The 21,225-nt window shown below is 68.4% G+C and carries 5 protein-coding genes and 3 pseudogenes; 7 read left to right on the forward strand and 1 reads right to left on the reverse strand.

Annotated elements, in window-relative coordinates:
* The first annotated feature begins 77 nt into the window (after positions 1–77).
* The 5 genes and pseudogenes from treZ to glgB all read left to right on the forward strand — a co-directional run bounded on the left by treZ (position 78) and on the right by glgB (position 16,121).
* Positions 78–1,883: a malto-oligosyltrehalose trehalohydrolase gene (gene treZ, locus ACFQE0_RS21340; RefSeq protein ID WP_378973205.1), complete on the forward strand. Its 1,806-nt coding sequence runs from the start codon at positions 78–80 to the stop codon at positions 1,881–1,883.
* A pseudogene (locus tag ACFQE0_RS21345) lies at positions 1,880–6,777 on the forward strand (malto-oligosyltrehalose synthase). The gene treZ and the pseudogene ACFQE0_RS21345 overlap by 4 nt, the downstream one beginning before the upstream one ends.
* 317 nt (positions 6,778–7,094) lie before the next feature.
* Positions 7,095–10,476: pseudogene (locus ACFQE0_RS21350) on the forward strand (maltotransferase domain-containing protein).
* A gap of 99 nt (positions 10,477–10,575) precedes the next feature.
* The gene (gene treS, locus ACFQE0_RS21355) at positions 10,576–13,848 is read left to right on the forward strand and encodes a maltose alpha-D-glucosyltransferase (RefSeq protein WP_378973207.1); all 3,273 of its coding nucleotides are present in this window, start codon (positions 10,576–10,578) and stop codon (positions 13,846–13,848) included.
* Positions 13,845–16,121, forward strand: coding sequence for a 1,4-alpha-glucan branching protein GlgB (glgB, locus tag ACFQE0_RS21360; protein ID WP_378973209.1), 2,277 nt, complete (start codon positions 13,845–13,847; stop codon positions 16,119–16,121). Before treS ends, glgB begins: the two co-directional genes overlap by 4 nt.
* Positions 16,122–16,264: 143 nt before the next feature.
* On the opposite strand, the pseudogene glgA reads toward glgB, so the two are convergent.
* Positions 16,265–17,787, reverse strand: a pseudogene (gene glgA, locus ACFQE0_RS21365) (glycogen synthase GlgA).
* 524 nt (positions 17,788–18,311) lie between these two features.
* Between glgA and ACFQE0_RS21370 the strand changes: the two are divergent.
* Together ACFQE0_RS21370 and ACFQE0_RS21375 are read left to right on the forward strand one after the other, a co-directional pair.
* Positions 18,312–20,786: a glycogen/starch/alpha-glucan phosphorylase gene (locus tag ACFQE0_RS21370; RefSeq protein WP_378975615.1), complete on the forward strand. Its 2,475-nt coding sequence runs from the start codon at positions 18,312–18,314 to the stop codon at positions 20,784–20,786.
* Between the two features lie 81 nt (positions 20,787–20,867).
* Positions 20,868–21,221 carry a hypothetical protein gene (locus tag ACFQE0_RS21375; protein ID WP_378973211.1) on the forward strand — a complete coding sequence of 118 codons (354 nt, stop codon included), beginning with the start codon at positions 20,868–20,870 and terminating at the stop codon, positions 21,219–21,221.
* Positions 21,222–21,225: the final 4 nt, after the last annotated feature.

Raw genomic sequence — 21,225 nt, forward strand, 5'->3', positions numbered from 1 at the left:
CCTTCTCCGATGACACGCAGCGGCTCCGCTTGTCGGCGGAACCGGACGCGCGCACGAAAAAAGGATGGCGGCCTGACATGCGGCATGCCCACAGCATGGATTTCGGGGCCGAACTCGTCGAGGGCGGCGTGCGCTTTGCCCTCTGGGCACCGAGCGCCGAAACCGTCACCGTCGTGGTCGACGGGGCCGAGCATCCCCTCCCCGAATCCGGCGGCGGTTGGCGGCGCACCGCCCTGCCGGGCATCAAGCCCGGTGCTCGCTACGGCTTCCGCATCGGCGGCGATCTCGTGGTGCCCGACCCCGCCTCGCGCTTTCAGCCCGAGGACGTGTCCGGCCTGTCGGAGGTGATCGACGCCCGCGCCTTCGAATGGTCCGACGAGGGCTGGACCGGCCGCCCCTTCGAGGAGGCGGTGATCTACGAGTGCCATGTCGGCGCGGCGACGCCGGAAGGCACCTATGCGGGGCTGGAAAAGCGCCTGCCCGACCTGAAGGCGCTCGGCGTCACCGCCATCGAACTCCTGCCTATCGCCGACTTCAAAGGCACCCGGAACTGGGGCTATGACGGCGTGCTGCCCTACGCGCCGGACGGGGCCTATGGCCGTCCCGACGATCTCAAGCGCTTGATAGACAAGGCCCACGGGCTCGGGCTGATGGTCTATCTCGACGTGGTCTACAACCACTTCGGACCGGCCGGGAATTACCTCCACGCCTACGCGGAATCCTTCTTCACCGACCGCCACCAGACCCCCTGGGGCGCAGGAATCAATTTCGACGGCAAGGACAGCGGCGCCACCGTGCGCCAGTTCTTCCTGCAGAACACTCTGTACTGGCTGGAGGAATTCCGGTTCGACGGCCTGCGCTTCGACGCGGTCCATGCCATCCTCGACGATTCCCCGCGGCACTTCCTGGCCGAGCTCGGCGAGACCGTCCGCAAGCTCCTCCCCCAGCGCCAGATCCACCTGATGCTGGAGAACGAGAAGAACCAAGCCCGCTGGCTCGAACGCGACGCGGGCGGGCGTGCCCGGATGCACGATGCCCAATGGGCGGACGATCTCCACCATTGCTGGCACGTCCTGCTGACGGGCGAGGAAGCCGGCTATTATGAAAGCTTCGCCGACAAACCGGTCGAGCGTCTGGCCCGCTGCCTCTCGGAGGGGTTTGCCTATCAGGGCGAGCCCTTCAAGACGCTGGACAACCACCCGCGCGGCGAGCCCTCCAGCCACCTGCCCCCCAGCGCCTTCGTCACCTTCCTGCAGAACCACGATCAGGTCGGCAACCGGGCGCTCGGCGAGCGGCTGAACCACCTCGCCGACCCGGACAAGCTGGCGCTTGCCCGCGCGGGCTTCCTCCTGGCGCCGCAGATCCCGATGCTCTGGATGGGCGAGGAATGGTCGGCCTCGGCCCCGTTCCTGTTCTTCGTCGACTTTGCGCCGGACGAGGAGCTGAACAAGGCTGTCCGCGAGGGCCGCCGCAGGGAGTTCAAGAGCTTCGCCGCCTTCGCGGACGACACGTCCAAGATCCCCGACCCGACGGAGGAGGAGACCTTCCTTCGCTCGAAGCTCGACTGGTCGGAGCGGGACCGCTCGCCTCACAAGGAGGTGCTGGCCGACACGACGCACCTCCTCGCCCTTCGCCGGGACGTGGTCGTACCGCTGGCGAAGTCCGGCTATCGCGGGGCGCGGGCGCATCTGCCGAGCCCCGGCGTGGTCGATTGCACGTGGAGCTTCGAGGCGGGCGACCTTCGCTTCGTCGCCAATGTCGGGGAGGGCGAGCAGACGGTCGAGCCCGGCACTGGGCGTCTCGTGTGGACCAACGCGCCCGATGGCACGGGCCATACCCTGCCGGCCTGGACCGGCCTGTTTCTGACGGAGTCCCGCTCGTGAGCCTGAGGGAAGACCTCGCCGACCTCGTCGGCGTCGCGGCGGGCTACACGGACGCCTTCGGCAAGCCCGTCGAGACCTCCCTCGATGCCCGCGTCGGCCTTCTGGCCGCTCTGGGTTTTCCCGTGGGCGACGACACGGAACTGGCCGAGAGCCTCGCGACGGTGCAGGCGCTCCGCCGCAACCTCGTTCCGCCGCTCCTGCCGATCGAGGCGCGCCGCGCCACCCGCATCCCCCTGCGCCTTCCCGGCGGCGCGAGCACGCTGGTCTGGCGGCTCGTCGATGAGCGCGGGGCCGCCCGCGAAGGGCGCGCCGCGATCTCCGCCTCCGATCCGGCCTTCGACCTGCCGCCGCTGACGCCGGGCTATCACCGCCTGACGGTGGCGGTCGGCGACACGCGCGCCGAATCCTTCGTCATCTCCGCGCCGCAACGCTGCTGGCGTCCCCGTGCCTATGGGGAGGAGGGGGCCTCCGATTGGGGACTCGCCGCGCAGCTCTACGGCCTGCGCTCCTCCGGCAATATCGGCATCGGCACCTATGCGGATGCGGGCGAGGCGGCCCGAGAGGCGGCCCTGCGCGGGGCGGCCTTCCTGGGCCTGAGCCCGGTCCACGCCCTGTTCGGCTCCGACCGGACCAAGATCTCGCCCTACTCGCCGTCCTCGCGGCTCTTCCTCGAAACCCTGTTCATCGCGCCGCGCGACCTGCCGGGCCTCAAGGGCTCCCGCGCCGAAACCCTGCTCGCGGAGGCGGCTCCTGCCATCGCGTCCTTGCGGGAGGCGGCGCTCGTCGATCATGCCGGCGTCGCTGCCGTGCTCGACCCGGTTCTGCGGGCGCTCTGGGCGGAATCCCCGGCCAAGTCCGGCACCGACGAGGCCTTCGACCGCTTCCGTATCGAGGGCGGTGAGGACTTGGCCTCGCACGCGATCTTCGAGGCTCTGTCCGCCCACTTCAAGGCCCAGGGTGCCCATTGGCTGGGAGACTGGCCGGAGGAGTACCGCCGCGCCGGGACCGAGGCCGTGCGTGCCTTCGCGGCCGACCACGCGGAGGAGGTCGGCTATTTCGCGTGGCTGCAATATCTCGCGGATACGCAACTCGCGGCCGCCTCGCAGGGCGCGCAGGATGCGGGCATGCGGCTCGGCCTGTATCGCGACCTCGCGGTCGGCGCCGACCGGGGCGGGTCCGAGATCTGGTCCCATCCCGAGCGGTTCGCCGACCGGGTGTCCATCGGCGCGCCGCCGGACCTGCTCGCCCCCAAGGGGCAGAACTGGGGTCTGCCCGCCTTCGACCCGCTTGAAATGGAGCGTGATGGCCTCGCCGCCTTCCGCGCTCTCGTCCAGGCGAACATGCGCCATGCGGGCGCGATCCGCATCGACCATGCCTTCCAGCTCGCCCGGCTGTTCCTGATCCCGCTGGGGGAGGGGGCGCATGCGGGCGCCTATGTCGCCATGCCCTTCGAGCCCATGCTCGCGGTGCTGCGGCTGGAAAGCCACCGCAACAAGTGCCTCGTCATTGCCGAAGACCTCGGCACCGCGCCGGAGGGCTTCTCCGACGCGCTGATGAAGGCCGGGGTGCTGAGCTACCGCATCCTCGCCTTCGAGCGCGAGGGCGACGGCCGGTTCAAGGCGCCGGGCGCCTACCCGCGCGACGCGCTCACCGCCATCACCACGCACGACCTGCCGACTTTCGTCGGCTGGTGGCGCGGCGTCGATACCGACACCCGCCAGTCGCTCGGCCTCTACGATCAGGAACGGGCCGAGGCCGAGCGCGGCGAGCGCGTCGTGGAGCGCCGCCGCCTCGCGGAAGCCCTGGCCGGGGAGCAGTTGCTGCCCGAATCCGAGCCGCCGGAGGCCGCGCCTTTCGAGGGCGCCGCGCGCTACCTTGCCCGCGCGCCGTCGATCCTGACGGCCGTGCAATACGAGGACGTGGTGTCCGAGTTGGCGCAGGCCAACGTGCCGGGCTCGACGGAGGGCTATCCGAACTGGCGGCGGAAACTCGACCGCGACCTGTCCGAGATCGCCGCCCCCGGCGGGCCGCTCGCCAAGCTCGCCGCCGCCCTCTCCGCCGAGGACCGGGGCGCGCGCAGCGCCTCCCGCCTTGCCGCGCCGCCGCCGCGGGCGACCTACCGGCTGCAATTCCACAAGGACTTCACCTTCGCCGACGCTGAGCGGATCATCCCGTATCTCGCCAAACTCGGCATCAGCCACGTCTACGCCTCACCCCTGCAGAAGGCGCGGCCCGGCTCGACCCATGGCTACGACATCGTGGACCACGGGCAGATCAACCCGGAACTCGGCGGGGAAGAGGATTTCATCCGCCTCGCCGACACCCTGCACAGCCATGGGCTGAAGCTCCTCCTCGATATCGTGCCCAACCACATGGGCGTCGGCGGGTCGGACAATCCGTGGTGGCTCTCGGTGCTGGAATGGGGGGCTCTCTCGCCCTTCGCCCACGCCTTCGACATCGATTGGCAGCGCCTCGGTGCGGGCCGCAACCTCGTCATTCCGTTCCTGGGTGAGCGCTATGGCGAGGCGCTGGAGAACGGCCACCTCGAACTGAAATTCGACCCCGAGAAAGGCGCCTTCAGCGTCTGGCATTACGAGCACCAGTTTCCGGTGCGGCCCTTCAGCTACCCGACGATCCTGAGCCGGGTTCTCGCCGCCATCGGCGCCGTGGACGACGACACAACCGCGGAACTGCTCGCCATCTCCGAGCGCCTGCGGGCCATGTCGCTGGACACCGACGAGACCCGCCGCCGGGGCTTCCCCGAGGAGGCGGAGGATCTGAAGCGGCGCCTTGCGGCCGTCTACGCCATGTCGCCCTCGATCCAGCAGGCGACCGAGCGGACCCTGGCGCTGCTCAACGGCTTCAAGGGCCGACCGGACAGCTTCGGTACCCTGCACCGGCTGCTCGAGGCGCAGGCCTACCGCCTCGCCCATTGGCGTGTGGCGTCGAGCGACATCAACTACCGCCGGTTCTTCGATGTGAACTCGCTGGCGGGCCTGCGGGTCGAGAAGTCCGACATCTTCCACCGCTCGCACGAGACCGTGTTCCGCCACATCCGCGAGGGCCGGATCGACGGGCTGCGCATCGACCATATCGACGGCCTGGCCGACCCGGCGGGCTATGCCCGTGCCTTGCAGGCGGCGGTGGGACCTGGCTTCTACGTGGTGGTCGAAAAGATCCTCGAACCCGGCGAGCGGCTACGGCCCTGGCCGGTCGCGGGCACCACCGGCTACGACGTGCTGAACCAGCTCGACGGCGTACTGGTCGACAAGGGCAAGCAGGCCAAGGTCCGCCGCCTCTACGAATGGGCCAGCGGCATGGACGAGCGCTACGGCGCACAACTGCGCGCCGCCAAGGCCGAGATCCTCGAGATCAGCTTCGCCAGCGAACTCGAAGTGCTGACGAGCGATCTGAAGGAAGTCGCCGACGCCGACCGGCGCACCCGCGACTTCACCGTCAATGCCCTGCGCCGGGCGCTGATCGAGGTGATCGCCCGCTTTCCCACCTACCGCAGCTATCTGCCCGCCGACCTGGAGGAGGGCGAGATCGAGCCGGAGGACGTGCGGCTCATCGAGGGCGCGGTGGCCAAGGCCAAGCGCTGGTCGAGCCTGCCCGACCGCTCGGTCCACGATTTCGCCCGCGACGTGCTGCTCGGCCGGGTCGAGACCTCCGGCCCCGGACGGCCCGATCCGCATGTGGTGCTGCGCTTCCGCCGCCGGTTCCAGCAATTGACCGGCCCGGTCATGGCCAAGAGCTTGGAGGACACGCTGTTCTACCGCTACGCGGCGCTGCTCGGCCTCAACGAGGTCGGCGGCGATCCGGGCGAGTACGGCATCGACGTGGAGCATTTCCACGATCTGCAGGCCGCCCGTGCCCGCGACTGGCCGAACGCCATGATCGCCACCGCGACCCACGATACCAAGCGCGGCGAGGATGCCCGCTCGCGGCTTCTGGCCCTTTCCGAGATGCCCGAGAGCTGGGCCGGGGCCTGGGACCTCTGGCAGAAGACCGCTAGCCCCCATCTCTCCCGCATCGACGGCGAGCCCGCGCCCGACGCCAACGACCAATGGATGTTCTTCCAGGCCATCCTCGGGGCGTGGCCCCTGGAACTCCTCGACGGCGAGGAAGCGGGGGCCGTCACCGCCTTCCGCGAGCGCCTCAACGCCTATGCCGAGAAGGCGATGCGCGAGGGCAAGCGCCGGTCGAGCGGGTCAACGTGGACGAGACCTACGAGGGCACCGTCCGCAAGCTGTTCGAGGCGATCATCGCGCCGGGCTCGGCCTTCCTGCAGGAGCTGCGCCCCTTCGCGCAGCGCCTCGCCCATCTCGGCATGCTGTCCGGCCTCGGCCGCACGGTGCTGAAATCGACCCTGCCGGGCCTGCCCGACACCTACCAGGGCACGGAAATCTGGGACTTCTCCTTTGTCGACCCTGACAATCGGAGACCGGTCGATTACGGCGCCTTGACGCGGATGATCGACGGGGAGGGAGAGGTCGCGCCGCTCCTCGCCCATTGGATGGACGGCCGGGTGAAGCAGGCGACGCTCCACCGGATGCTCTCCGAACGAGCCGCCCGGCCGGAATTCTTCGCCCGCGCCGGCTACGAGGCGGTGGAGGCCGCGGGCGAGCGGGCGGAGCACATCCTCGCCTTCCGCCGCACCGATCTCGATCCGGCCGGGGCAGGCGATCTCATCGTCGCCGTGCCGCGCCTGTTCTCTGGGCTGACCGGGGAGGGGACGTGGTCCGGCAAGGCCTTCGCCGGCACGACCCTCGCCCTCGGGGCGGGAACACGCTGGCGGGACATCGTGACCGGGAGGGAGATCGACGGGGAGGGCGCCGATGGCGGTACATTGTTCCGCGACCTGCCCTACGCGGTGTTGCGGCGGGCGGGGTGAGCATCCCCCTCGCCCCGCTTGCGGGGAGAGGGTTTTGCCGACCTTGTCGTCGGCAAAACGAGGCGGCAGCCGAAGGTGAGGGGGCTCCACGATGGAGCCATGTCCGGCTTACCCCCTCACCATCGCCCTTCGGGCTCGCCTCGCCCCCGGCAAGGGGGCTCGGCCCTCTCCCCGCTTGCGGGGAGAGGGGGCAACCGCGGTAGGCGCAGAGACTGACCCACCACCGTCACGGGTCGCGGGATAGAGCAGGGTACGCGTCGAACGCGGCACGGCAGCCGAGTTGAGGCGTTAGCGAGCAGGCAGGAGACACGATCCGTATGAACGCACCGACCAAGGCCGCATCGCCGACGCAGGCGACCGGAACCCCTGGCGCGCTGCCGGCCACCCTCGCGCCCCGGGCCGAGGGGCCGCGGATCTACAACCTGTTCCCCCTCCTCGTGGGGCGCGTGTCCGACTGGACGCGGGAATTGCCGCGCATCGCCGATCTCGGCTTCGACTGGATCTACCTGAACCCGTTCCACCAGACCGGCGGCTCGCGCAGCCTCTATGCGGTGGCCGACACCGACCGCCTGGACGAACGCCTGCGCGACGAGGACGGCACCCCCGACGACGAGCAGATCCGCCGCTTCTGCGCCGCCGCCCGCGCCGCGGGCATCGCGGTGATGACCGACCTGGTCATCAACCACACCGCCGACAATGCCCGCCTCGTGCAGGAGCGCCCCGACCTGTTCATGCGCGAGCCCGACGGCTCGATCATGCACCCCGCCGCCGTAGACCCGGACGACCCGTCGATCCGCACGGTCTGGGGCGACCTCGCCGAACTCGACTATCACAGCCCCGCCGCCCGGCAGGCGCTGACGGAAATCTTCACCGCCTATGTCGCGCGGATGCAGGATCTCGGCGTCGGCGGCTTCCGCTGCGATGCCGCCTACAAGGTGCCGCCCGAGGTGTGGCGCGTGCTGATCGCCGCCGCCAAGGAGAAGGACCCGGCCTGTCTCTTCGCCGCCGAGACCCTCGGCTGCACCTTCGAGGAGGCCCGCGCCACGGCAGGCGCCGGCTTCGACTACCTGTTCAACTCCTTCGCGTGGTGGGACCTCAAGGCCCCCTGGGCGCTCGATCAGTACGAGCGCCTGCGGGTGCTCGCCCCCTCCATCGCCTTCCCCGAGAACCACGATATGAAGCGCCTCGCCGCCGAGATCGGCGGGGGACAGGAGGCGGTCGCCGCGCATCTGCGCACCCGCTACGCGCTCGCGTCCTTCTTCTCGGCGGGCGTGCTGATGCCCATCGGCTATGAATGGGGCTACCGCCGGGCGCTCCATGTGGTCGAGACCCATCCGGGCGACCGCGAGAGCGACACCGGTATCGACATCTCGGCCTCGATCCGCGCGATCAACGCCCTCAAGGCCGAGTTGCCCGCCGCCAATGTCGAGGGCGCGCAGCAGCGCCTGTCCGCGCCGGATGCGGGCTTCATCGCCCTCGTCCGCTACGACACCGGTCACCATGCCTCCGCCGGGCACGCAGTGCTGGTGCTTTACAACCCGAGCGGGGCGCCGGTCGCGGTCGAGGCCGGGCCGCTGATCGCCCGCACGGGCGGAATGCTCGGTCCCTTCGTGGACCGCACGCCCGAGGTGGAGCCCATCGCCTTCCACGCCGGAAGCCACGTCACCCTGGTGCCGGGTGAGTTGCGCATCCTTGCCGCGAGCCGGGCGAATGTCGCCCGCCAGCCCACCCGGGGTGAGCCGAAGGGCGAAGGTCGGGTCGTCATCGAGGCGGTGAGCCCGGAACTCGACGGGGGCCGCTCGGCCGTGAAGCGCATCGTCGGCGAGGACGTGCGGGTCGAGGCCGACATCTTCTCGGACGGACACGAGATCATCGCCGCCGCGATCCTCTCGCGCGTCGTCGGAACGACGGAATGGCGCGAGGACCCGATGGTCTTCGTGGACAACGACCGCTGGGCGGGCCGCTTCCCCCTGGAGCGCAATGCCCGCTACGAGTTCACCATCGAGGCGTGGCGCGATCCCTTCGCCTCGTGGATGCGCGACACGATCAAGAAGCGCGATGCGGGCGTCGACGTGCGCCTGGAGACCATCGAAGGTGTCACCCTCGTGGGCACCGCCGCGTCGCTGGCCACCGGCCGGGACAAGGACCGCTTGGCGGCCCTGGTCGCGGCGCTCGCCGCCGAACAGAGTGGGTCGGCCGCACAGCTCGAAAAGATCCTGCAACCGGATACCGTCGCCCTGGTGAGGCCCCATGCCGAACGTGTGAACCGCTCGCGCTATCCGGTGATGCTTCCCGTCATCGCCGACCGCCTCGCGGCCCGGTACTCGGCTTGGTACGAGATCTTCCCGCGCTCGCAATCCATGGACGTGAACCGCCACGGCACGTTCAACGACGTGATCGCGCGCCTGCCGGAGATCCGCGAACTCGGCTTCGACGTGCTCTACTTCACGCCGATCCACCCGGTCGGACGCACCAACCGCAAGGGCAAGAACAACACGCTGAAAGCTCTGCCCGGCGATGTCGGCTCGGTCTACGCGGTCGGCGCGGAGGAGGGCGGCCACGAGGCCGTCCACCCGGACCTCGGCACGCTCGAGGATTTCGAGCGGCTGGTGGCGGCCAGCCACGCCTACGGCATGGAGATCGCGCTCGATTTCGCGATCCAGTGCTCGCCGGACCATCCTTGGATCAAGAACCACCCGGAATGGTTCGAGTGGCGCCCGGACGGGACGCTGAAATTCGCCGAGAATCCGCCGAAGAAGTACGAGGACATCTCGAACGTCCATTTCTACGGCGGGGCCCTGCCCTCCCTCTGGATCGAGCTGCGCGACATCCTGCTGGGCTGGTGCCAGCGGGGCGTGCGCATCTTCCGCGTCGACAACCCGCACACCAAGCCGATCCCGTTCTGGGAATGGGTGATCGGCGAAGTGAACGGCCAGTTCCCGGACGCGATCTTCCTCGCGGAGGCCTTCACCCGGCCGAAGATGATGAAGAAACTCGCCAAGGCGGGCTATCAGCAGAGCTACACGTACTTCACGTGGCGCAACACCAAGGCGGAGCTGATCGAGTACAGCACCGAACTGGCCGGCGAGATGGGCGAGTATTACCGCCCGAACTTTTTCGCGAATACGCCCGATATTAATCCGTACTACCTGCAGACCAGCGGGCGGGCCGGGTTCGTGGTGCGGGCGACGCTCGCTGCCACCCTCTCCTCGGTCTATGGGATCTATAACGGTTTCGAACTGTGCGAGGCCGCGCCGTATCCCGGCAAGGAGGAATACCTCAACTCCGAAAAGTATGGGCTCGAAGGCCTGGGACTACGACCGGCCGGGCAACATCCGCGAGCACATCGTCAAGCTCAACCATATCCGGCGGAACAACCCGGCCCTTTGGGACTTCCGCAACGTCACCTTCACGCCGGCTTGGAACGAGAACATCATCGCCTACGCCAAGACGTCGCCGGAGGGGGACAATTGCGTGTTCGTGATGGTCAACCTCGATCCCAAGAATCGTCAGGAATGCAGCTACGAGGTGCCCCTCTGGCTGTTCGGCCTGCCCGATGACGGCGCGGTCGAGGTCGAGGACCTGTTGCAGGGTTACACGTTCTCGCTCCGGGGCAAGGGACACCGGATCGCGCTCGATCCGGCGGAACGCTCCTGCGTCATCTGGCGTCTCACTCCACCACGCCGGGTTGCGGGCTGAGGCTGCCCGTGGCACCTGCGGCTGTCCAATGACGGCCGCCCGGCCGCCGGTCGCGTTCTCGACCGGCTCCTTCGACTTTCTCGATGAGGCAGCGACGCGATGATCGATCGCAGCGATCCGCAATGGTACCGGGACGCCATCATCTACCAGATCCACGTCAAGTCGTTCTTCGACTCGAACAATGACGGGATCGGCGATTTCGAGGGGCTGACCCAGCGGCTGGATTACGTCCGCGACCTCGGGGTCACGGCGATCTGGCTGATGCCGTTTTACCCCTCGCCGCTCCGGGACGACGGCTACGACATCGCCGATTACGAGGGCATCAACCCCTCCTACGGGACGATGGAGCAGTTCCGCGCCTTCGTGGAGGCGGCGCACGAGCGCGGCTTGCGCGTCATCACCGAGCTCGTCATCAACCACACCTCGGACCAGCATCCCTGGTTCCAGGCCGCCCGCGAGGCGCCCCCCGGCTCGCCCGAGCGCGAGTTCTACGTCTGGTCGGACACCGACGAGCCGTACAAGGACACGCGCATCATCTTCCTCGACACCGAGGCCTCGAACTGGACCTGGGATCCGGTCGCCAAGCAGTATTTCTGGCACCGCTTCTACAGCCACCAGCCTGACCTGAACTTCGACAACCCGAAGGTGCTGGAAGCGGTCATCGCGACCATGCGCTACTGGCTCGACATGGGCGTCGACGGCCTGCGCCTCGACGCAATCCCGTACCTGATCGAGCGCGACGGGACGAATTGCGAGAACCTGTCCGAAACGCATGACGTCATCAAAAAAATCCGGGCGGCCCTCGATGAGAGCTATCCCGACCGGATGCTGCTGGCCGAGGCCAACCAGTGGCCGGAGGAGACCGCGCAGTATTTCGGCGACGGCGACGAATGCCACATGGCGTTCCACTTCCCGCTGATGCCGCGCATGTACATGGCGATCGCCCGCGAGGACCGGCACCCGATCACCGACATCATGCGCCAGACCCCGGAGATCCCGGAGGGCTGCCAATGGGCCATCTTCCTGCGCAACCACGACGAGCTGACGCTTGAAATGGTGACGGCCGAGGAGCGTGATTACCTCTGGTCGTTCTACGCCGCCGAGCGCCGCGCCCGGATCAATCTCGGCATCCGCCGCCGCCTCGCGCCGCTTCTGGAGAACGACCGGCGCAAGATCGAATTGATGAAGTCCCTCGTCCTGTCGATGCCCGGCACGCCGGTGCTCTACTATGGCGACGAGATCGGGATGGGCGACAACATCTATCTCGGCGACCGCGACGGCGTGCGCACGCCGATGCAGTGGAGCCCGGACCGAAACGGCGGCTTCTCCCGCGCCAACCCGCAGAAACTGTTCCTGCCCGCGATCCAGGACCCGATCTACGGCTTCGACGCGATCAACGTCGAGGCGCAGACGCAGGCCCAGACCAGCCTGCTGAACTGGACCCGGCGGATGATCGCCATCCGCAACAACAGCGTCGCCCTGGGGCGGGGCTCGATCCAGTTCCTGTACCCGTCGAACCGCAAGGTCCTGGCCTGGATCCGCGAGCACGAGAGCGAGCGCATCCTGTGCGTGGCGAACCTGTCGCGAGCGCCGCAGGCGGTGCAGCTCGACCTGTCTGAGTTCCGCACGGCGGTGCCGATCGAATTGACCGGCGGCACCGAGTTCCCGCCGATCGGCGATCTGCCCTATCTGCTGACGCTGCCGGCCTACGGCTTCTACTGGTTCTCCCTGTCGGCCGCCCAGTCGGGCGTGGTCGGCCCGCAGCAGGAGCCGCCGGAACTGTTCACGATGGTCCTCACCGGGGGCATCGAGAGCCTGATGGCGGGGCGCGAGCGCGTCGCCTTCGAGCGCACCGTGGTGCCGCCCTTCCTGATGAGCCGCCGCTGGTTCGGCGCCAAGGGCTCGCGGATCAAGGGTGTGAAGGTGGTGGATTGCGCCGCTTTCGGCCCCCGCGAGGGCGGCGAGCCGCGCTTCCTGCTGCCGCGTCTCGCGGTGACCCTCGCCAACGGCGAGACCCACCAGTACTTCGTGCCGGTCGGCGTCGATGAGGGCCGCGAGGACGCGGACCTGATGGAATTCGCCGTGGCGCGGGTGCGCCGGGGCCCGCGCACCGGCCTGCTCTTCGGGGCGGCGGGCTCTAACGACTTCGCCGCCTGCCTCATCGAGGACATGCGCCAGCACCGGGAGATCCCGACCGAGGGCGGCAAGCTCGTCTTCGCCACCACCTCGGCCTTCGACCCGAGCGTCACGGTGGACGTGGCCGATATCCGCCGCCTGAAGGCCGAGCAGAGCAACACCTCGATCGCGGTGGGCTCGAAGCTGATGCTGAAGCTCCTGCGCCGCCTCCAGCCGGGCACCCACCCGGAGATCGAGGTCGGGCGCTTCCTCACCGAGACGGCGGGCTTCCCGCATACCCCCGCGCTGCTCGGCACGCTGGAGCATGTCGCGGAGGACGGCACCCGCACGGCGCTGGCGGTCCTGCAGAAGTTCGTCCTCAATCAGGGCGATGCCTGGACCCTGATGCTGGAGGGCCTGCGCCGCGACTTCGAGACCGTGGTGCTCGCCCCCGAGAGCGAGGCCCTGAGCCCCGAGGAGGCGTTCCGCGACCACATGCGCTGGGCCGACCTGCTCGGCCAGCGCACGGCGCAGATGCATGTCGCCTTCGCCATGGAGACCGACGACCCGGCCTTCGCGGCCGAAGCCTTCGAGGAGGGCGACCTCGCGGTGCTCGCGAAGGATGCCCGCCATCAGGCCGAGCGCGCCTTCCGGGGCCTGAAGGGTCTCGCCGAGCGCGGCCTCGACGCGGGCAAGGACGCTTGCGCCGATCTGCTGGGCCGCCGGGCCGAGGTCGAGGCGCTGATCGAGCGTCTGGCCGGGGGGACGCCGAAGGGCGCGCACAAGATCCGCATCCATGGCGACTACCATCTCGGGCAGGTGCTGGTCGCCGAGAGCGACCTGATCATCGTCGACTTCGAGGGCGAGCCCTCCCGGCCGGCGGACGAGCGCCGCGCCAAGTCGATGCCGCTGCGCGACGTCGCCGGGATGATGCGCTCCTTCGCCTATGGCGCCGAAACGGTGATCCGCGAGATCGCGAGCCGCTTCGCGGATTCGCAGGACCGGGCACGGGCGGCGGCCTCGGCGTGGCGTGGCATGATCGATGCGGCGTTCCTCGCCGGCTACCAGGGCGCCGTCGACGGCTCCCGGGCCGCCGTGACCGACACCGAGACCCGCGAGCGCCTGCTGAAGCTCTGTCTGCTGACCAAGGCGCTCTACGAGGTGGACTACGAGGCCAACAACCGCCCCGACTGGATCGAAATTCCCGCACGTGGGGTTCTGTCCATTCTGGATGAGGACGGAGAGCGTTCCGAATGACGGTAATCGACGAGACCTTCGCGCCCCGGGCCGAGGAGGGAGCCGCAGGCTCCGTCGCGGAGACCCAGCGCGCCGCGTCCCCGACGATTCCCACGGTCCATCAGGATGCGATCGCCGCGATCATGGGCGCGAGCCACGGCGATCCCTTCTCCGTGCTGGGGCCGCACAAGGTCGGCGCGAACACCTGGGAGGTGCGCGCCGTGCTGCCGGAGGCCCGGGCCGCGAACCTGATCCTCGACGGGCGGACGGTGCCCTTCGAGAAGCGGCACGCCGACGGCTTCTTCGTCGCCCGCGTCGAGGGCGAGGGACGGCCGCTCTACGAGATCGAGACCGAGCCGTGGGACGGCTCGACCCGCCGCCGCTTCGACCCCTACGGCTTCGGCTCGTCCATCGAGCAATACGACGTGGCGGGCCTGCGCGAGGTCGGCACCAACCTCGTCTACCGCATCCTCGGTGCCCAGGCCGGGCGCCTCGACGGGATCGACGGGTTCCGCTTCGCCGTCTGGGCCCCGAACGCCAAGAAGGTCAGCGTCGTCGGCGACTTCAACGAATGGGACGGCCGCCGCCACCCGATGCGCCTGTGGCAGGATGGAGGGGTCTGGGAACTCTTCGTCCCCGGCCTCGAGCCCGGCGGGCGCTACAAGTTCGAGATCAGGGGGCCGGACGGCTCCCTCGTGCCGCTCAAGGCCGACCCGGTCGCCTTCGCTGCCGAGCATCCGCCCGCCACGGGCTCGATCCTGCACGGGCTCGGCTCGTTCGATTGGCGCGATGACGGCTGGATGGGCAGCCGCGGCGCCAAGGATCCGCGCCACGCCGCGATCTCGGTCTACGAGGTCCATCTCGGCTCGTGGATGCGGGTGCCGGAGGAGGGCAACCGCTACCTGACCTACAAGGAATTGGGCGAGCGGTTGATCCCCTACGTCAAGGATATGGGCTTCACCCATATCGAGATGCTGCCGATCACCGAGTTCCCGTTCGATGGGTCATGGGGCTACCAGCCGGTCTCGCTGTTCGCCCCGACCAGCCGCTTCGGCACGCCGGAAGAGTTCGCGGCCTTCGTCGATACCGCCCACGAGGCGGGCATCGGCGTGATGCTGGACTGGGTGCCGGGCCACTTCCCGCTGGACGCCCACGGCCTCGGCCAGTTCGACGGCACGCATCTCTACGAGCATGCCGACCCGCGCCAGGGCTTCCACCAGGATTGGGGCACCTACATCTACAATTTCGGGCGGACCGAGGTCGCGAGCTTCCTCACCGCCAACGCCCGGTTCTGGCTGGAGCATTACCACCTCGACGGACTGCGCGTGGATGCCGTCGCGTCGATGCTCTACCTCGACTATTCGCGCCGGGCGGGCGAGTGGATCCCGAACCGCTACGGCGGGAACGAGAACCTCGACGCCATCGACTTCCTGCGCAAGACGAACGAGGCAACCTACAGCCACGCCCCCGGCACGATCACGGTGGCCGAGGAATCGACCTCGTGGCCCGGCGTCTCGCACCCGACCTATACGGGCGGCCTCGGCTTCGGCTTCAAATGGAACATGGGCTGGATGCACGACACCCTGCATTACATGCAGGAAGACCCGATCCATCGCCGCTACCATCACCACAACCTGACCTTCGGGCTGCTCTACGCCTTCTCCGAAAACTTCATCCTGCCCCTGTCCCACGACGAGGTGGTGCATGGGAAGGGCTCGCTGCTGACACGGATGCCGGGCGACCGCTGGCAGAAATTCGCCAACCTGCGCGCCTATTTCGGCTTCATGTGGGGGCATCCCGGCAAGAAGCTGCTGTTCATGGGCGGCGAGTTCGGCCAGGAGCGCGAGTGGAACCACGATGCCAGCCTCGACTGGCATCTGCTCGACGATCCCCTGCACCGGGGCGTCAAGGATGTGGTCCGCGACCTCAACCGGCTCTACGTCTCCTCACCCGCCCTCCACAGCCGCGACGCCGAGGCGGCGGGCTTCCAGTGGCTCGTGGCCGATGATTCCGACAACAGCGTCATCGCCTGGGCACGCAAGGGCATGGGCGGCGAGATCGCCGTCGTCGTGTCGAACTTCACGCCGGTCCCGCGTGAGGGCTACCGCATCGGCGTGCCGGCGGGCGGCTTCTACCGGGAGGCGTTCAACTCCGACGCCGCGCAATATGGCGGCTCGAATGTCGGCAATGGCGGCGGTCGCGATGCCGAGGCTCAAGCGAGCCACGGCCAGCAGCATTCCCTCAGCCTGACGATCCCGCCGCTTGCGACGGTGATTCTCCTCCGGGAGGGGTAAGGACGCTTACCGCCCGCCTTGCTCGCGTCCCCGATCGTCATTGCGAGCAAGGCGAAGCAATCCAGGGATGCGCCGCCTCCTGAAATGGCCCGCGTCCCTGGATCGCTTCGCTGTACTCGCGATGACGGAAGGGGTTGGCTTCCTTAGACCGCGTTCCAGCGCAGGGCGACGTTGTTGCCGATCGCGCGGGCATAGAGGTCCGCGTAGCTCTCGGCCGCAAGATCCCAGCCGAAGCGCGTGCCCATGGCCTTACGGCGCATGGCATTCAGCCGCTTCTTCTGCCCGAACACGTCCAGCGCCCGGCGAACCGCGCCCGTGAGGCCGGTGGGCGAGGGCTCCGCGAAGGAGAAGCCGGTCCCCCCATCCTCCACCGTGTCGGCGAGGCCGCCGGTCTGGCGGACGATCGGCAGCGAGCCGTAACGCTGGGCGTACATCTGCGCGAGGCCGCAGGGCTCGAAGCGCGAGGGCATCAGCAGGAAGTCGCTGCCCGCGAAGATGCGCCGTGCCTGCCCCTCGTCGAACCCGACATGGACGCCGACCGAATCCGGGTGCCGCTTGGCGAGGCCGCGCAGCGCCCCTCGAACCGGCCTTCGCCCTGGCCGATCACCACGAGCTGCCCGCCCTCGGCGACGATGGTCTGGGCCGCCTCCAGGCTCAGGTCGATGCCCTTCTGGTGCACGAGCCGCGAGACGATGGCGAAGAGCGGCCCGCGCGAGACCGCCATGCCGAAATCCTTGCGCACGCAATCGGCGTTGGCGCGCTTGCCCTTCCAGTCATCCGCCTCGAAGGACAGGGCGAGATGGGGATCGCTGCTCGGATCCCAGGATTCATCGATGCCGTTGAGGATGCCCGCCAGTCGCCCCTGGCTCGCGCGCACGCGCAGCAACCCGTCGAGGCCGCAGCCCATTTCGGGGGTCTGGATCTCGCGAGCATAGGTCTCGCTCACCGTCGTGACCTGCGACGCGTAGTAGAGGCCCGCCTTGAGGAAGGACAGTTGCCCATAGAATTCGCAGCCATCCACCTGGAAGGCGGATTCGGGCACGCCGATGCGGTGCATGCCGTCGCGCGGGAAGAGGCCCTGATAGGCAAGGTTGTGCACGGTCAGCACGCTCGGCAGGCGTACACCCCGCCATGCGAGATAAGCCGGCGCCAGGGCCGCCTGCCAATCGTGCAGATGCAGCAGGTCCGCCGACCAGGCCGAATCGACACCGAGCGCCAGATCCGCCGCCGCGAGGCTCAGGCGGGCGAAGCGCACGTCGTTATCCGCAAAATCTCCCGACGAATCGCCGTAGGGGGTGCCGCTCCGCTCGTAGAGTTCGGGAGCGATCAGGACGTAGACGCGCAGGCCGTCCGCTGTCTCGGCAAGGCCGAGATCGCAGGCGGGAATGCCCGCGAGCCCGTCGAGCCGCGCCACGACCGGCATGTCTGGGAAGGCCGCCCGCACCTGCGGGTAGCCGGGGATGAGGACGCGGACATCGTAATGGGCCCGCAGCGCCCGGGGGAGGGCGGCCGAGACCTCGCCGAGGCCGCCTGTCTTCACGAAATCCGCCATCTCCGGCGTCGCGTAGAGAATGCGCCGCCCCATCGGGACCGAGGCCGAAAGCGCTCTGTAGGCACTCGATTCGGACTTCCGTGCAGTCAGTCCGGAACGGTGCACGTGAAGCATCTTGGAGGTCCCAGGCCGGGAGAGATGCCCCGGATGCGCAAAGACCGGGTCGAACGAACCTGCCGCGATCTCAACCACGCCTAACGCTCCCTTGTGCGCGACGGTTCCGCTGCGACGCACAAATGGGGCCATGTTTTTTCTTAAGTTTCGATTATCCGCTGCTGCACCGCGGCGAGTATATTTTTATCGATGCCCATAAGACCTGTGTTGGGCGGCAATTTCCTGGTCGCTAGGGTTTTGTGCAGGGCCGTCCAGAGGGGTGGGGTTGAACTCCAAGTCGCTGTGCTTATCATGACACAGTGTCCGCCTGCCTGCTGCAAAATAAACGTAGCTGCAAGGCGTTGCCTCGACTTTGCCCGAGAGCGTCCACAGACTCGTCGTGCTCGGGGCCAGACTGCAGGGCCGTTCACTCGGCAGCAATCTGAGACAAATCATAATCATCCGGCTCTATTGGGGGATCGACTGTGCTTACCGAAGTCCAGACGCGTGCCGCTTCATCCGCCTCCCTGTCCGATAGCGGACAGGTGCATGCGAAAGCGGCCGTCGCCCCGGCGAGGGCACCGGCACAACGGTCGCTGACCGTGTCCGGCGATCCTGTCGTCGACCTGCGCGAGGCGATTCGCGGCAAGCTCGGGATTGTGCTCGGTGTGACGCCGGAGACCGCCCGTCCGCGCGACTGGTTCGTGGCGACCGCGCTCGCCCTGCGTGACCGGATCGCGGAGACCGGCCTGTCGAAGGCGACCCAGATCCCGCACAAGCGTGTCTATTACCTCTCCCTTGAGTTCCTGATCGGCCGACTGATGTCGGATGCGCTCAACAATCTCGGTCTCACCGAGACCGTGCGTGAGGCGCTCAACGAACTCGGCATCGACCTCGACGCCGTGCAGGAGGCCGAGCCCGACGCAGCCCTCGGCAATGGCGGCCTGGGCCGTCTCGCCGCCTGCTTCATGGAGAGCATGGCGAGCCTGTCGATCCCGGCCATCGGTTACGGCATCCGCTACGATCACGGCCTGTTCCGCCAGTCCTTCAAGGATGGCTGGCAGCAGGAGGCACCGGAGACGTGGCTCGCCGAGGGTAACCCGTGGGAATTCGCCCGCCGGGAAGCCACCTACAAGATCGGCTTCGGCGGCGGCGTGACCATGTCCGCCTCCGGCGACGGGATCGCCCGGCGCTGGCAACCCGCCGAGACGGTGCTGGCCGTCGCCCATGATGTGCCGGTGGTCGGCTGGCGTGGAAAACAGGTGAACCGCCTGCGTTTGTGGAAGGCGGAGTCCGAGGCCCCGGTGGATCTCGCCCGCTTCAACGGTGGCGACCATGTCGGCGCCGTGTCCGAGCGGATGCGCGCCGAGGCCATCTCGCGCGTTCTCTACCCGAGCGACGCCTCGGCCGAGGGCCAGGAGCTGCGCCTGCGCCAGGAATACTTCTTCACGTCGGCCTCGCTGCAGGACCTCGTGGCCCGGCACCGGAACGAGCGCGGCGACCTGCGTTCGCTGCCCGACCACGCCGCGATCCAGCTCAACGACACGCACCCGGCGATCGCGGTGCCGGAGCTGATGCGCATCCTCACCGACGACCACGGACTCTCCTGGGAGGATGCGTGGCACGTCACCACCAACACCCTGCATTACACGAACCACACCCTCCTGCCGGAGGCGCTGGAGACCTGGCCGGTGGAGCTGATGGAGCGGCTGCTGCCGCGCCACATGCAGATCATCTACCTGATCAACTGGATGCACCTCGAAGAGCAGGGCAAGTCGGGCAAGGGCGACGCCGCCCATCTCGCCTCGGTTTCGCTGATCGACGAATCCCATGGGCGCCGGGTGCGCATGGGCCACCTCGCCTTCCACGGCGCGCGCCGGGTGAACGGCGTCTCAGCCCTGCACACGGACCTGATGCGCTCGACCGTGTTCTCGGACCTGCACGCGCTCGATTCCGACAAGATCGTCAACAAGACCAACGGCATCACCTTCCGCCGCTGGCTGCATACGGCCAATCCCGGCCTGACCAAGCTCGCCGTCGAGGCGGTGGGCGAGGGCGTGCTCGACAATCCCGAACTGCTCACGGGCCTTGATAAGTTCGCGCAGGATGCGAGCTTCGTGGCGCGCTACCGGGCCGTTCGGCGTGAGCGCAAGGAGGCGCTGACCGCCATCGTCGCCGACCGGACGGGGATCGACCTCGATCCGGACGCACTCTTCGATGTGCAGGTGAAGCGCATCCACGAGTACAAGCGCCAATTGCTCAACGTCATCGAGACGGTGGCGCTGTATCAGGCGATCAAGGCCGAGCCGCACCGCAACTGGACCCCTCGGGTCAAGATCTTCGGCGGCAAGGCGGCGCCGAGCTACGTCCAGGCCAAGCTGATCATCAAGCTCGCCGCCGACGTGGCCCGGGCCGTGAACGACGATCCCGAGGTGGCGGGCCGCCTCAAGGTGGTGTTCCTGCCGAACTACTCGGTGAGCCTCGCCGAGGCGATCATTCCGGCTGCCGACCTCTCGGAGCAGATCTCCACGGCGGGCCTTGAGGCTTCCGGCACCGGCAACATGAAGTTCGCACTGAACGGCGCGCTGACGGTGGGCACCCTCGATGGCGCCAATATCGAGATCCGCGATCATGTCGGCGCGGACAACATCTTCATCTTCGGCCTCGACGCGGCGGGCGTCATCGCCCGCAAGGCGGTGCCGGGCTATGCGCGGGCGGCGATCGAGGCATCTCCGCGCCTCGCGGCGGCCCTCGACATGATCGCCTCCGGCCGATTCTCGCCGGAGGAGCCGGGCCGCTTCCGCCCGCTCACCGACGATCTTCGCCACCGCGACCCCTACCTGCTGACCGCCGATTTCGACGATTACTGGCGGACCCAGCGGGCCATCGACGCCGCGTGGCGCGACTCCACGACGTGGTGGGCCAAGGCGATCCACAACACCGCCCGGATGGCGTGGTTCTCCTCGGACCGGTCGATGCGCGAATACGCGGACGAGATCTGGCGCGTCCGCCTGGACTGAGACAGGGATCCCCAAGGGCTGAGCCCTTGAATGGGGTGCCGGGGCAGGTCTCCGGCATCTGGGCCGGCCTGAGGATAAGTGATGCGTACCCTGTTCCGGCTCGCCTTTTGGGCCCTGCTCGGCCTTCTGGCCTTCGTGACCCTGTCGCCGATCGGGCTGCGGCCGGAAGTCGGCCCGGCCAATATCGAGCGGGCGTTGGCCTATGCCGCCTTTGGCATGCTGGCGGCGCTCGCCTATCCGCGCCACCGCTTCGCGATCCTCGTCTTCGTCGTCGTGGCGGCGGGGCTGTTGGAAGCCGGGCAGAACCTCTCCGCGACCCGTCACGGCCGCGTGGACGACTTCCTCGTGAAGGCTGGAAGTGGCGCGGTGGGCTGGCTCGCGGCCTGCGCGACCCTCATCCTCGCCGGGATCGTGCCCCGCCCGAAGGCGGGGTGAGCCG

It is taken from the genome of Methylobacterium komagatae, from assembly GCF_042661665.1.
GTDB classification, from domain to species: domain Bacteria; phylum Pseudomonadota; class Alphaproteobacteria; order Rhizobiales; family Beijerinckiaceae; genus Methylobacterium; species Methylobacterium komagatae.